Source organism: Singulisphaera sp. GP187, from assembly GCF_900129635.1.
GTDB lineage: Bacteria > Planctomycetota > Planctomycetia > Isosphaerales > Isosphaeraceae > Singulisphaera.
Map to the genome: position 1 here is coordinate 5,455,694 of NZ_FSRB01000001.1, position 14,007 is coordinate 5,469,700.

The following is a 14,007-nucleotide window of genomic DNA, read 5'->3' on the forward strand; positions in this document are numbered from 1 at the left end:
ACGCTCACTCCCGGGTGATTGCTTCGTCCAGGTTGAGGATCAGGTTGGCGACGACCGTGTAAGCGGCCAGGTCGGCGGCGTCGAGGTCCTTGTTCACGCTCGACTGACCGTGCGACACCCAGCGGACCGCCTCGTCGCGGTGCTTGCGATAGTAGGCCCGGGCCCGCGCGAACTCGCGCTGGAGCACGGCCCGCTCGCGCTCACGGGTCGGTCGTGCGAGGACCCGGTTCGTCAGGATGTCCAGCCGTTCCTGCTCGTCGGCCGAGCCGCTCAGGGCACGCTCGGCGAGCACCCGGGCGGCCTCGACATAGGTTAAGTCATTGAGAAGTGTCAGTGCTTGCAAGGGCGTGTTGGTGCGTGGCGTCCTGACCTCGCAGACTCGACGCTGGGCGCTGTCGAAGAGAAACGAGGGGGCGGCTGACCGCCGCCAGAAGGCGTAGAGAGTTCGTCGATACTGATCGGCCCCTTCGCTCGGCTCGTAGCGGTTGCGGCCCATCGAGATCTCTTCCCAGACGCCGGCCGGCTGGTAGGGACGCACCGGAGGACCGCCGACCGCCGGGTTGAGCAGTCCGCTCGCCTGCAAGGCGGCGTCGCGAATCATCCAGCTTGGCAGCCGGAACCGGGCGCCTCGGGCGAGCCGCCGGTTTTCCGGGTCGAGCGTCCGCAAGGTCTCCGAGACTTCGGACCCTTGGCGGTAGGTGGCGCTTGTCACCATCAGACGCACGATCTGGCGCACATCCCAGCCGCTCTCCATGAATTCGACCGCCAGCCAGTCGAGCAGTTCGGGGTGGGTGGGCGGTTCTCCTTGCCGACCGAAATCCTCCGGAGTGCGAACCAGGCCCGCGCCGAAGAGCATCTGCCAGAATCGATTGACCGCGACCCGCGCGGTTAATGGGTTCTGCCGCGCCGTGAGCCAGCGGGCCAGGCCGAGCCTCGACTTCGCTTCCCCCTTCGGCCAAGGGGCGATGATCTCGGGGACGTCAGGACTGACCGGCTCCCCCTTCTTGTCCCAGACCCCACGGAGGAGGATGTGGGTCTCTCTTGGCTTGGCCCGCTCGGCCAGCACCATGACCTTGGTCTTGGCGGCTTCACGCATGGCGGCGAGATGTTGGCCTGCACGTGCGTCGGCGCGTCGGGCCTGCTCGTAGGGGGGATGGTCATTGAGGAACTGGTCGAACAACCGCGCCCGCAACTTCGGGTCAAGCTTGGTGGCGTCGGTGATCCGCGCGGCGGCGAGTTGTTCCAGGGGGGCGGGATCGAGCGTTCGGACCGGCTCGCCCGGCTGATCGGTGAGCGAGAGCCGGAACCGGCCGATGTTGTGCTCCCCTTGGGTCGAGCGCTGGCGGAGCTCGAGGACGAGTTCCTCATCCGCCTCCAGCACGAGCGGCTCGGCGAGGGCGAACACCGCGACTCGCGGTTGCTTGGGATCGTTGCCCAGGGCGGTCCAGCCGTTCCGCGGATCGTCGTCGAGCGTCTGTTTCACGTCGCCGTAGCCGCCGTTTTTCTTGGGATCGGCCGAGGCGTCGGCAAGGGCGGTTTCGACCGTGATTTCGCGAATTTGCGCCGTATTGCGGCGCTGGACCTGGACCTTGATATCCGTCAGGATGAAGTGCCCGGTCGGCGACCGCGACAAGCCACCGTCGGTGTGCGACGGATGGGGCAGCACCTCAAGGCGGAAGCCGGTCATGCGCGGGAGCGGCACCGGCCCGATGACCCGGTAGTCCTCGTGCTTCGGATTCCGGTCGCTCGCCCTGATGACGCCGTCCGGCTCCTGGGTGAGCGTTGTCCCACCGGTCGTCTCCAAGCTGCTCGCCATGAACGGTCGCCAGGCCTGGAACCCTTGATGCGTCGCTTCGATCTGGTGGTCGAGCCAGGCACGGAATGCCGGCTCCGCGGCCAGCCTCACGGCGTTTACGCGGACGCGTTGCACCTCGAGGGCCCGCGACGCCTCGGCGATCGCACGCGGGGCAAACGGAGACTCATAGGTTAAATAAGGCTTGGCGTTGGTGCCGGCGCGACCGTCTTCGTCGATGCTGTTGAAGAAGGCGGACAAGCGGTAGTAGTCGGCGTGCTCGATCGGGTCGAACTTGTGACTGTGGCACTGGGCGCAACCGACAGTGAGGCCAAGCCAGACGGTACCCGTTGTGTTGATCCGGTCGATGACATAGTCGACCCGCGACTCCTCGGGGTCGCGGCCTCCTTCGCCGTTGGTCATGTGGTTGCGGTGGAAGCCGGTCGCCAGGATCTGTTCGGGCGCCGCGTGGGGGAGGAGGTCGCCGGCGAATTGCTCGAGCGTGAATTGATCGAACGGCATATTTCGATTGAATGCGCTGACCACCCAGTCGCGCCACGGCCAGTTCGTCCGGTTGGCGTCCCCTTGATAGCCGTCGGTATCGGAATAGCGGGCGGCGTCGAGCCAGTCCATTGCCAGGCGCTCACCGAAGTGTTCGGAATGGAGCAGTCGGTCGACAACTTTTTCATAAGCATCCGTTGCCTTGTTGTTGACATAAGCGTTGACTTCCGCCGGAGTGGGTGGCAGACCGATCAGGTCGAGGCTCAAGCGACGGATCAAGGTTCGCCGCGTCGCCTCGGGCGCCGGCTCGAGAGGCTCCTTCTCGTTGCGAAGCCGGTCGAGGACGAACGGGTCGATCGCGTTCCTTGGCCAGGGGCCGGTGACCTTGGGAAGCTTCGGACGCGCTGGAGGAACGAACGACCAGTGCGTCTCCCAGTTCGCCCCCTGCTCGATCCAGCGGCGGATCAGGTCAAGCTCGCGTTTCGAGAGCGTCTTGCCGGCCTTCGGCGGGGGCATCCGCTCGTCGTCGGCTTCCGCAATCATCCGCTGGAACGCTTCGCTCGCGTCGAGGTTTCCGGCAACGAACGCCGCCCCCCCGTCGCGGTCGGCCAGTGCATCCTCCCGGCGATCGAGACGCAACTTGGCCTTGCGGGTCCCTGGGTCGGGTCCGTGGCAGGGATAGCACCGGTCGGCCAGAATCGGCGCGATCTCACGTGCGAAGCCGACCGGCTCCTCGGCACGTCCCGGCGGAGTCGAGACGAGGCCGAGCCCGGTCACAAGGCCGAACAAGACCAGGACTCGATTCAAGTCCGCGTGGCGTTGGATCGTCTCGGGCATTGGGCGCACAAAGGCTCCGATTGACCACCACGTTGCGGTGAGCGGCACACGGCGTAAGATCAATTGTCCAAGAATAATTTGACACTCTGCCGGAGTCTGCACAAGAGTCCCTTGCGGAACCCGTTCGATCATTCCGCGAACTCGGCCTTCATCCTTGGCCAAGCGAGAAGACTTGGTGGGCTGTGGTTGCCCTTCAAATCGAGTCGGATGGATGCGTCGGATGAGCCGCTTGAGTCGTTTCTGATCGCCTCTCCACACCCAGGAAATCTCATGACGATCGTATTTCTCGCTCTCTCCCTCGCGGCGCTCACTACCGAACCGGCCAAAAGCGACGCGGTGCGGGTCATGAGCTACAACATCCGCTATGCCACGGCTTCCGACGGCAAGAACGTCTGGGACAACCGGAAGGATTTCCTGGCTGAGACCATCAAGGAGTTCAACCCCGACCTCCTCGGGACTCAGGAGACCTTGGCCCGACAGCGCGACGACCTCGCCGCGCGGCTCGACGGTTACGAGGTGCTGGCCGCGGGCCGGGACGACGGCCGCAAGAAGGGCGAGATGATGGCCTTGTTCTATCGCAAGGACCGTTTCGAGAAGCTCGGCGGGGGCCATTTCTGGCTGAGCGAGACGCCCGAGATCGCCGGGAGCAAGGGGTGGGACTCGTCGCTACCCCGGATGGTGACCTGGGTGAAGCTTCGCGATCGGACCAACCCCGCCGCGCCCCCGATCGCGTTCTTCAACACCCACTTCGATCACCGGGGGCCGAAAGCAAGGCTCGAATCGGCCCGACTCCTCCGCAAGAAGATCGGCGAACTTGGCGAGGGCTGCCGGATCGTGGTGACGGGCGACTTCAACAGCGGTGAGGGGAGTGGACCGTACAAGGCCCTGTTCGAGGCGGCCGAGCCGGCGCGAACCGTCCTCGATACGTTCCGGGTCATCCACCCCACAAAAGCCGAAAACGAGGGCACGGTCACGGGCTTCCGGGCCGGTGCCTCCTCGGGCCCGAGGATCGACTGGATCGGCAGCTCGACGGATTGGGAGGTGCAAGAGGCGACGATCGTTCACGCCGCCCGGGACGGAAGCACCCCGTCCGACCACCATGCGGTCACCGCCGTCCTTCGGCCTGCCAAGCCCACAAACTGACGGGCGTCTCCCATGGTTAATGTCAGGATGTCTACAGTTCGGATATCGGCAAGTGAGCGTAATTCCGGGTGTCACTCGGAACCTGTGCCCCCCCAGGTCAAGTCATTAGAGCGGTTTTCCTTTGCATTGCGCACAGCGAAGGAAAAAGGGGACTGGCTCCCGGCCCCAGAGCCCTTGAATCTCGCCGAACGCTTTGGAGGCCGGGTGCCTGTCCCCTTTTTCCGTGCGCCAGCCGGTGGGGAGCCGCTCTAAGCCGTTGGTCTCGGTTTTCTTTGATTTTCTGATCGTTGGTCTCGGTGATGCAACCGCCGTTGGGTGCCACGGGTTGTACCCAACCCGTGAGCGATCGCCGGGGTTTTTGGCTCACGGGTTGGGTACAACCCGTGGCACCCAGGGCTTGCACATGATTCAATGCAAAGAAAGGCCAGGTTTATGTGCTTAGCCCTCTCGGTGCGAAACATCGCTGACACGATGGATTGATCGCCTGATAAACGCGATCACCGTCCATCCTGTCAGCATCCCCAAGAGATAGACCGCAACCGCGAGGAGGGCGACTGGGGCGGAAATGCTCCAACCGAGGAACTTGACCGTGATTGCCTGCATATTCTGCACGGCAAAGAGTCCGACCGCAGCCAAGAAAACGATGAGGATCGCGGCTTGAACGTATCGCATGGTGGGTGTCTCGTTGGACCGCTCTGCGATCGTGCCAGGAGAATCGTATTCCTTTAATATTTTATGCGGGGAACAAGCTTGCCTGCAAGCGATAAGTTGAGTGCAGATATGTTTTTGGTGGTGAGTTGGTACGGGAAGACAGAGAGCGGACTCTCCCCAATCGCCTGGAGAGTTTCGCTTCGCTCGCCTGAAAGGCGAGCGGGGAGCGTCAGCTCCCTGTCTTCGTTGGTGATGTCGTTCACGTAGAACGGGAACTTGGTTCAGCTCAGCTCAGGCCGGCACCAGGGAGGCGAACCGGGCGGCGGCTTCGTCCCAGACGGCGGTGTTCCGCGGCTCGTAAACGACGACCGGGAACGAGCGGGCGACGATCTCGCGGGCGTCGGCCAGGGATCCGATCCGGCCTCGTCCCATCGCTTGCAAGAGGACGTTGCCGACGGCGGTGGCCTCGACGGGGCCGGCGTGGACGGGGCGGCCGCAGGCGTCGGCCGTGAACTGGCAGAGCAAGGCGTTGCGGGTGCCGCCGCCGACGACGTGGATCGTGCGGATCGTCGTGCCGAGGATCCGCTCGAGCCGCTCGATGGTCCAGCGGTACTTGAGCGCCAGGCTTTCCAGAGCGCAGCGGGCGAACGCCCCTTCGTCCTGGGGCGGGGCTTGGCCGGTTCGGGTGCAGTAGGCGGTCAGCCGCGCCGGCATGTCGCCGGGGGAGAGGAACGACTCGTCGTCGGGGTCGACCAGGGCGGCGAACGGCCGGGCGGCCTCGGCGAGAGCGGCTAGCTCCTCGTATGAGACCTCGCGCCCCGCGCGAGCCCAGGCGCGGCGGCATTCCTGCACCAGCCAGAGCCCCATGATGTTCTTGAGCAACCGCGTCGTGCCGACGACTCCCCCTTCATTTGTGAAGTTATACTTGAGCGTTTCGTTCGTGATCACCGGCTGGGGCACTTCGACCCCCAGGAGCGACCAGGTCCCCGAGCTCAGGTAGCACCAGTCGGGGGGGCCGACGACGTCGACGACGCCGCGGGGGCGGACCACCGGTACCGCGGCCACGGCGCTGGCGGTGTCGTGGGTCCCCGGCGCCAGGACGGTCAGGCCGTGGGGGATCCCGAGCTCCTCGGCCAAGGGTCGGCGGATCGTGCCGATCACCGTGCCCGGGTCGATCAGCTCAGGGAGGATCTGGCGGGGCAGGTTCAAGTCCCGGCAGAGCTCGTCGGACCAGGTCCCCGACCTCGGGTCGAGCAACTGGGTCGTCGAGGCGTCGGTCCGCTCCCCGGTGCGCCTGCCGGTCAGGAGCCAGGCGAACAGGTCGGGCATCATCAGGAGGGTTTCGGCGACCTCCAGGATCGGCGAGTCGGACAGCCGCATCGCCAGCAGTTGATAGAGTGTGTTGAACGGCAGGAACTGGAGCCCGGTGATCTCGTAGATCCGCTCGCGAGGGACCCGACGGAAGGCGGCCTCGAACATGCCGTCGGTCCGCGCATCGCGGTAGTGGACCGGGTTGCCCAGCAGCGTGTCCCCGCGCCCGATCAGGCCGAAGTCGACGCCCCAGGTGTCGACCCCCACGCCGTCGAGCCCGGGGTTGGCCGTGGCCGCCTTGCGGAGGGCGACCTTGATCTCCTCGAAGAGCCGAGGCAAGTCCCAGTGCAAGGAGTCGTAGACCCGGACCGGCCCGTTGGGGAAGCGGTGGACCTCCTCGAGGACGATCCGCTCGCCGTCGAATTTGCCCAGGAGCCCTCGGCCGCTCTCGGCCCCCAGGTCGAGGGCCAGGTAGTCGCTCGTTTTCGCCATGGCGCGTGGGATCTCCCGCCGTTGATTGGAATCGTTTGCGTTGCTTGCTTGGGTTTGCCTGCCTCGAGTCGAGTCGAGACAAAGGGAAGATCGAGGCGCCGCCTCGACCGCCCATCATAAACGAACGGCATTTCAGGTGGTAGAAGCGATGAAGAACCGGTCTTGTCGGGTGGGTACGGCCCACCAGGCTTTCCCCAGCCCTCGAGGGCGATGGCTTTACGGCGAAGTTCGGTCAAGGTAGAAACCAAGGGAGTGACAGGACGAGATGTCGCGTGTCCCTTCGTTCTCGCGGTCTCTCTGGTAATGGGAGCTGGTCATGAAACGGTGGTTGTCACGGTACGTCCCCACCTCGGTCATCGCCCTCGGCCTGACTCTGCTGGCCCTCGCGCCAAGCTCGGCGCAATCGGTGCCTCCTCAACGGGGGACACCGCCGGCCGAGAAGAAACAGGCCGCTCCCCCTATCCCTGCCCCTGCCCCCGCCCCGGCTCTCGAGCCCCAGGACGATCCTTGGGAGGAGCGCAAGACGAGGGCCCGCGAGGACTTTGAATACCTCGAAGCCCTTCGGAAGGCGAAACTGGCCGAATGCCATGAGGCCGAGATGCGAAACTCCCTGGCGCTTGTGGCGAAGACGGACATGGATCGGCAGAAGCTGAAGGGATTCCTCTCGACGTTTGCGATTCGCCAAACCGAGATGACCATCGCCGAGAACCAGGCTCAGCTTGAGATAAGACGTGTTGAGCTGAAAGATATCGAAATTCGTCTCGCCCGCACTCAGCGTCGGCTCAAGGCGGTGGAGCGTTCGGCCGCGATATCCGAGACCGAGACGGTGCAAACCCAAACTGATGATCGCGTGCGCGAGTTGGAGATCAAATGCGAACGCCTTCGTCGCGAGTCCGAGTTCGCCGAGCGAATGATCGCGACGCTTCGCATCGAAGTCGATATTTTGATGAAGAAACGTCCCTGACCAAGGTGAGCGTCAGGCGGCGTCAACTCTCGCGGGCCACGATCTCACGCCAGTACCGGAGCATGTCGGCCAGGGTTTGCTCGATCGAGAATGACGGTGCCCAGCCGACGGCGCGCAGTTTGGTCGAATCGGCCACGAGCAGGGGCTGGTCGACCGGGCGGACCCGCGCGGGGTCGACATAGACTTCGATCGGAGCGCGGGCCAGGGAGGTCAGGATGGCCAGGGCGTCGGCGATCTTCGTGCCCTGCCCGGTGCCGAGGTTGTAGATTTCGCCGCTTGCGCCGGTCTGGGCGAGCAGTCGGTAGCCGCGGACCACGTCGCGGACGTCGGTGAAGTCGCGGACGACGTCGAGGTTGCCGACCTCGATCCGCCCCCGGCGGCCGGCTTCGACCTCGGCGACCTGGCGTGCCAGGCCCCCCAGGACGTAGTTCGCTCCCTGGCGCGGGCCGGCGTGGTTGAAAGGGCGGACGATGACGACGTCGGTCCCGTGCGAGAGATAATGCTGGATCCCCAGGAGGTCGGCCGCCCCTTTGCTGGCGGCGTACGGGTTATTCGGCCTCAAGGGGCAGGACTCGGAGACGGGCAGGTGCTCCGGCCCCGGGTTGCCGTAGCTGACCCCCGAGCCGACCAGCACGAGCTTGGGATGCAGGCCGGTCGCCTTGACGGCCTCGAGCAGGTTGAGGGTCCCCCCCAGGTTCAAGGCCCAGGTGCCCCGGGGGTCGGCCATGCTTGCCTGCGGGTTCGCCTGCGCGGCGAGGTGGTAGATTACCTCGGGCTGCTTGCGGCCGATCAGGTCGACTAGAGCTGCCTCGCTGGCCTCGGCCAGGTCACAAGGTTCGATCCGGACCTGGCGCGACAGGTGTGCCAACTCCTGGGGCCAGCGGCCCCGGGCCGAGAGCCCGACCACCAGGTCGCCCGAGTCGATCAGGTGTTCCGCAAGGTGTCCCCCCACGAACCCAGAGACCCCGGTCACCAGAACTCGCATCAGCAACGCCCCACTCTCGCGCCAGGGTGGGGACCGCCCACCCGTTGATTCTTGAAAACGGCGGGCACGGCTTACCCGCATGATTGATTTTTTGCCAATCAGGCTTGGCGGACGATTGTGGTCGTTCACCCTCGAGGCGAACCCTGGTGGGCCGTGCCCACCTGACAAGAGGGCGCGGTCCCGGGATTTTGGTCGGGCCGGCCCTGAGGCTGTTTACCTTATCGCGATCGCCAACGAACCGCAACGAGCGAGCGAAGGTTAGACGACGTAACTTCGTCCCTGGTAGAGCGGTTCGATGACGCTGGCGGCGAGGTCGAAGTCGTCGGGGTAGTGGATCAATCGGATTTTATTGCGGAGGTCGGCGGGAAGCGCGACGAGTTTCTCGTAGGGAGTGTGCACGCCCGAGTGGCCGATGAGCGTCACCTCGTGGACGATCAGGTCGGCGGGGGCGAGCCAGTCGATGAGCGTGGGGTCGAACGCCGTATCGGCGCTGAAGGCGAGGGTCCGACCGCCGGCCCGGATCCGGAACGCCGTCGTCGGGACCGGGTGGATGGTCCGCCGGCACTCGATCGTGAACGGGCCCACCGAGACCGGGCCGGCCGTATTCAGGGCGATCAAATCGAAGTAGTCGTCGAGTTGCTTCCGGATCGTCGGGCCGTCGGGCTCCATCTGCACCTCGGCCATCCCGGCGGCGAGCAGGCCGTTCCAGAGCTTGGCCGAGACGTCGGGGTGCATGGCGAGCCGGGCGCGTCGGCCGAGCGCGAAGTAGGTGTAGTAGCCGAAGTCTTCCAGCCCCGAGCAGTGATCGGCGTGGAGATGGCTGACCGCAATCGCTTCGACCCGGTCGAGGTCGAAGGGCAAGCCGGCCGCGGTCGTCGCCTCGCGGAGCATCTTGCGGATCGGGTGCGGGCACTCGATCAAGAGCCAGGCGTCGTCCACCCCGAGCGCCAGGCACGTGGTGTAATGGCTGGCGGTGAACGCCTCTCCCACGCCCAGCGGAATCAAGCGGACTTCGCTCATCAACGGTCCTCGCTGGCGGGGGAGAAAAGCATGAGGCCCACGGCTCGGCGGGGGGCTGAGAACGTGTCTGCCTCCTCCGTTAATCATACCGCGCTGGCGGGCTACGGGGAGGTCCTCGGTTCGGGTTCCGGAGCGTAGGTCAACCCCCCCTGGGGGAAGATCCGGATTCGAGGCGTGTCGACGCCGGCCCGCCCCAGTGCGTCGGCCGCGGCCCGCCAGAGTTGCCCCTGGTCGGCGAAGAGCCGGATCGGCCCGAGTCGCGGGCCGATCCGGTCGTAAAGCGGGGGAGCGAAGACGAGGACTGTTCGGTCGACCACCAACTCGCGGGCCCAGCGGAGCATGAAGGCGCTGGGGCTGCCGACCGCCGAGACGAGGTCGCTGGCCAGTGCCAGGCCGCGGCGGATGAACCAGCCCCCCGGCGCTCCAGAGGCGGCGATCGCGCGGAGCGCGGGCATCGGGAACGAGCGGTCGATCTGATCGGCCTCGGTCCAGAAGAACCCGACGAGGACCCCGCCCGGCCGGCTCGCCGCGCGGTGCTGGAGGAGGACCTTGAAGCTCTGCATCGGGTCGCCCGGCCAGGGGTTGTTGCCCGCGACCACCAGGTCGGCCGCCGCGGCGTCGGGTGCCCGGAGCCGGCGCTTGGCCTCGGCCGCAAGCCGGTCCTGGACCGCGTCCGGGTGTCCGGCCGTCACGTGGAGCACCTGCCCGGGGGCCCCCAGCAAGTGGCTGATCGACAGGCAAGGGCCGAGCCGTCGGGCCGCCGAGCGGATCGCCTGGCGCATCGGGTTCTGGTCGGCGTTGCCCCCGAGGAGCCGGCCCGCCTGCCCCGCGCTCAACCCCTGGCGGTGCAACGCTCCCAGGGTCGTCCGGTGGCTCGTCCCTGGAAAAATCAGCTTATACCCGCCGCCGAACCCGGCCTGAAGGTGCGGCAAGACCGACCCGATCAAGATCCGGAGATCGGCCTTGGCCACCGGGTGAAAGACCCGGACTGGCACCCCCTCGGGCGTCACCCCCAAATCGTCGTAGGCCGAGAGATCATCCACCGGCGGGCTATGGCAGGAATAGGCTTCCGTAATCGCGTCGCCTACCCGCTTACGCATCGCCTCGGCGTCCACGGCGTGATGGCGGCCGACGCCTACGCTGACCGTGACGTTTTCCTGGCGTACGCCCCGTTCGTGGAGCCGGCGGACGAGGATCGGCAGAGCCTCGCGGACCGGCGTCCAGCGCGACGGGTCGTCGACCACGATCGCGACGGTCGAGCCGGGTCCGACGCCCAGGCCGGCCTCGGGGGCATTCAGCGCCTGCTCGAGCGCCGCCGGGTAGTCGTCGATCCCCCCGTTCAGGTCAGGCCAGACGACCTCGGCCCTCGGCCGCCAGGCGTGCGGTAAGTCGAGCGTGAGGTTCTCGGCCTCACCCCAAGGCAGGGCCACCGGCGCGTCCGATTCGGTCGAGGGAGCGGTCATCAAAAGCAGACTCCATTCGAGATGACGTCGTGTGCGCGCGGAATGCCAGCGCATCGTTCCCACGCTACTCCATCACCGGCCCGGCCGCCAAGCCGAGGTTGCCTCCCTGCGGAATGGATTACAGGCCATGTTAGGAAAGGCCGTCGTCCCGGAGGACGTGGGCGAAGTTCCAGGCATTGCTGACGACTTGCTGGGTGGCGGTGCTCATTGTCCTTGGTCCACGAGGATTTTTTGGGCGCAAGCAATACTGTTGGCCAGAAACTGCTCGATACAAAGCATTTGGCTCGCCCGCGAACGTGCGAAGAAATGGACTTCCTCGGAGTTAAGCGACAACTCGATGATCCACTTTCGCCCTGAGGGGAAGTAGGGGTCGGTCTCTTGTTGCAGTCTTCCCGAACCTGCTAGCTCAACCGCATTCGCGGCGATCTTGATTTTCTGCGTCATGAACGTAAGGGTATCGGGTCTGTCATACGAGACGCCGATCCAGAACTTCTTGTCGTCGAAATAATAGCCGCACGAGTCCCAGCAACTGGGATCCTTTGCAATCTTCGGGGCGTTGCTAGCCGAGAGGGCTTCGCTAAGCATCGTAATGAGTGCACGAAACGAACGAACGCCAGCGACCATCTCCCAACCGACCGCTTCCATTGTGATCCCCCTCACTTCCAGAAAGCCAACGAACTGTTCGACGAGATATCGGCTTACGCTCGAGCGAATCGACTGCCCCTGCAATTCCCCGAGAAGCCAGTCGGCGACCTGATACCACCGTCTTAATTTAACCGCATGTACAAGGCTGGAATGGATTTGAATGGGATATCGGGAGAGGAGCACCAGCACTTTGGACCTGACCTCGGCCTTGGCAAGCTCCTCAAGATATCGTTCGAGCTGCCGGTCGCCCAACTCCGATTCCACCTTCGACTCGACGTAGACCAGCGTGTCGAGCGTGGAGATTTCGATGTCTGGGCGTCCCAGCACGGTCGTGACCTGAGTCGTGACTTTGACGGCTGTTGCTTTCGCGGCCGTGGCGATAATTGTCCCCGCGGTCAGGCTTTCCAAGATCCGCAGGGCGGCGTCGGGCTCATTTTCAAGGAGATGGCGGATCAGGTGGGCGAATGCTTCGGTCACGAAGTTCTCGTCCTGTCGGGACGCGTACCGATGGAGGCCCACGAGAAGATTGTTCGTCGTCACCAGGTTCGCCCTGAACTGGTCGCCAGTGCCCGCGCTCATGAACCGATGTCCCGGAACGCCTGCTCGATCTGTTCGTCAGTCTCATCACCGGGCCACTGCCCGATGATCGCGGTAACGCCCTGCTTATGGCCCTGCTTCTGGATGATTTTTGCGAGGTCAAACCGCCCTGTTCTCGCTGAGGGAGTCTGGGAGCACAACGTCGATTTACCTGCCGCAACAAAATTGATCTCGTCGGACACGATCTGCAGCAAGGGTTGATCGAGACGTTGATCGATCGTGACGGTGATGGTCATGGGGACGCGATTCATGGTGGACCTCCCTGCTCGTCGCCATCGGTGAAGAGGGGCCACGCCGGTTTTCCCTTGCGGGGTCATCCTGGCTGGTAGGTACGGGGGGCTGCTGGCAGGTACTTCGCGGATTTGGTCTCGACCTCGATGAGTGGGGGGGCCCCTTCGGCTTCGCCTCGATCACGCCGATGGCTTTTCTGACAACGTGGAGCAAGTCGTTTGCCTCACCGGTGAGCATCGGGAACTCACGGATGGCGATCCCGGTCTCCGCCGAGATGTTCACCTCGTTCCGGTTCTTGCCGATCCACCCGCATTTTGCGCGAATTGCCGGGCGATCTTCAGGAGTGTCAGAGCTTCGGGAGTTATCAATTCGGCTGTCGAGACTTCCGGAAGTCGTGTTACGGAAGCGTTCTATTCTACCTGTGTTCAGGCCGTCGGGATAGAACGGCGTGTTCCAGATCTTCAGGCTTCTCGATGTTGAAGGGAGATGTTCAGGGAGCTTTCTTGATCGCCTCGGGAGCGACTTGGATCGTGCCGACGTCGGAGACCTTCCCGGGAGAGATGGTCACAGCCATCCCCCACGACTTGCCTTCGGTCAGATAACCCGCACGCTCATGCCAGACGATGAGCTTCTGTTCGCCGGGTGGAATTCTCGCGATTTCGAATGTGCCGTCTTTGCCGGTCTTCGCGAAGTAGGGATGGTCGAAGACCCTGATCGAGGCGTGCATCCAGGGATGAAGCCCGCACTGGACGGGGATCGCTCGTCTCTCGGCGAGCAGTCTCACGCGGAGTTGGCCTACAGGGGCCATCAACTGATTGAGGCCCTCGTTCTTGAGCGGCGAGAGATGGATGTTGTGAATCACGCGGTCACTTGATGTGAAAATGAGTTCCTGGCCTTGGTGCATCGCCGTGACTCGGGGCAAGAACTCGCAGTTCTTCTGGTCTACGGTGACCTGGGGCGCATCCGCGATCAGCGCCTTTTCGATCTCGAGGAAGGCCCCCTGAGGATTGCCCAGGTAGGCGATGGCATTGGTGATTCCTTTCGATTGGGGATCAATGATCAGCGCATTGTTGGGAATCGCCCGCTCTCGGGCGCAAATTTGAGGGTCTCGCTCCGCCCGACCTTGGGGCTGGAGGTCGTTGAACCTCGGGAGCTCCGTCCCTGCCCAGATCACGCGTCCTCGGATCGACCCGAACCTGCTCTCTGGATCGGGAGGTGCTGCCGCGACCGGGAGGCAAGCCAGTCCGATCAGCACGGACACGATAGACAAGCCGGAGAGTTTGCTGATTCTATTGAGGATCACCGTGTCTCCCTCTGCTCGGCCCCCGCGCCACGGGAAGAATGGCTCCGTATTCTCGCGTAGCGCGGCATAGCC

General features: G+C 64.6%; 11 protein-coding genes. 2 read left to right on the plus strand and 9 right to left on the minus strand.

Annotated elements, in window-relative coordinates:
- Positions 1 to 4 precede the first annotated feature (4 nt).
- Positions 5 to 3,130: a PSD1 and planctomycete cytochrome C domain-containing protein gene (locus BUS42_RS21345; protein WP_074309533.1), complete on the minus strand. Its 3,126-nt coding sequence runs from the start codon at positions 3,128 to 3,130 to the stop codon at positions 5 to 7.
- Between the two features lie 270 nt (positions 3,131 to 3,400).
- On the opposite strand from BUS42_RS21345, the gene BUS42_RS21350 reads away from it, so the two are divergent.
- On the plus strand, positions 3,401 to 4,273 hold the full coding sequence (locus tag BUS42_RS21350; protein ID WP_074311312.1) for an endonuclease/exonuclease/phosphatase family protein: 873 nt from the start codon (positions 3,401 to 3,403) through the stop codon (positions 4,271 to 4,273).
- Between the two features lie 438 nt (positions 4,274 to 4,711).
- Here the strand turns inward: BUS42_RS21350 and BUS42_RS21355 are convergent, their stop codons facing one another.
- Positions 4,712 to 4,945, minus strand: a complete 234-nt coding sequence (locus tag BUS42_RS21355) for a lipopolysaccharide assembly protein LapA domain-containing protein (RefSeq protein ID WP_074309535.1) — start codon at positions 4,943 to 4,945, stop codon at positions 4,712 to 4,714.
- 270 nt (positions 4,946 to 5,215) lie between these two features.
- The gene (locus BUS42_RS21360; RefSeq protein WP_074309537.1) at positions 5,216 to 6,727 is read right to left on the minus strand and encodes a rhamnulokinase; all 1,512 of its coding nucleotides are present in this window, start codon (positions 6,725 to 6,727) and stop codon (positions 5,216 to 5,218) included.
- Between the two features lie 316 nt (positions 6,728 to 7,043).
- On the opposite strand from BUS42_RS21360, the gene BUS42_RS21365 reads away from it, so the two are divergent.
- Positions 7,044 to 7,691: a hypothetical protein gene (locus BUS42_RS21365; protein WP_074309539.1), complete on the plus strand. Its 648-nt coding sequence runs from the start codon at positions 7,044 to 7,046 to the stop codon at positions 7,689 to 7,691.
- Between the two features lie 22 nt (positions 7,692 to 7,713).
- Here BUS42_RS21365 and BUS42_RS21370 read toward each other — a convergent pair whose 3' ends face one another.
- The 6 genes from BUS42_RS21370 to BUS42_RS21395 all read right to left on the minus strand — a co-directional run bounded on the left by BUS42_RS21370 (position 7,714) and on the right by BUS42_RS21395 (position 13,935).
- Positions 7,714 to 8,676, minus strand: coding sequence for a GDP-mannose 4,6-dehydratase (locus BUS42_RS21370; protein WP_074311314.1), 963 nt, complete (start codon positions 8,674 to 8,676; stop codon positions 7,714 to 7,716).
- A gap of 258 nt (positions 8,677 to 8,934) precedes the next feature.
- Positions 8,935 to 9,696: an MBL fold metallo-hydrolase gene (locus BUS42_RS21375; protein ID WP_074309541.1), complete on the minus strand. Its 762-nt coding sequence runs from the start codon at positions 9,694 to 9,696 to the stop codon at positions 8,935 to 8,937.
- Positions 9,697 to 9,797: 101 nt separating this feature from the next.
- The gene (locus tag BUS42_RS21380) at positions 9,798 to 11,159 is read right to left on the minus strand and encodes a lactate racemase domain-containing protein (protein ID WP_074309543.1); all 1,362 of its coding nucleotides are present in this window, start codon (positions 11,157 to 11,159) and stop codon (positions 9,798 to 9,800) included.
- A 204-nt stretch (positions 11,160 to 11,363) separates the two neighbouring features.
- Positions 11,364 to 12,281: a PD-(D/E)XK nuclease family protein gene (locus BUS42_RS21385; RefSeq protein ID WP_159452273.1), complete on the minus strand. Its 918-nt coding sequence runs from the start codon at positions 12,279 to 12,281 to the stop codon at positions 11,364 to 11,366.
- A gap of 98 nt (positions 12,282 to 12,379) precedes the next feature.
- Entirely contained in the window at positions 12,380 to 12,652 is a 273-nt protein-coding gene (locus tag BUS42_RS21390) for a hypothetical protein (protein ID WP_074309547.1), read from the minus strand.
- Positions 12,653 to 13,122: 470 nt separating this feature from the next.
- Positions 13,123 to 13,935 carry a carboxypeptidase regulatory-like domain-containing protein gene (locus BUS42_RS21395; protein ID WP_074309549.1) on the minus strand — a complete coding sequence of 271 codons (813 nt, stop codon included), beginning with the start codon at positions 13,933 to 13,935 and terminating at the stop codon, positions 13,123 to 13,125.
- Positions 13,936 to 14,007: the final 72 nt, after the last annotated feature.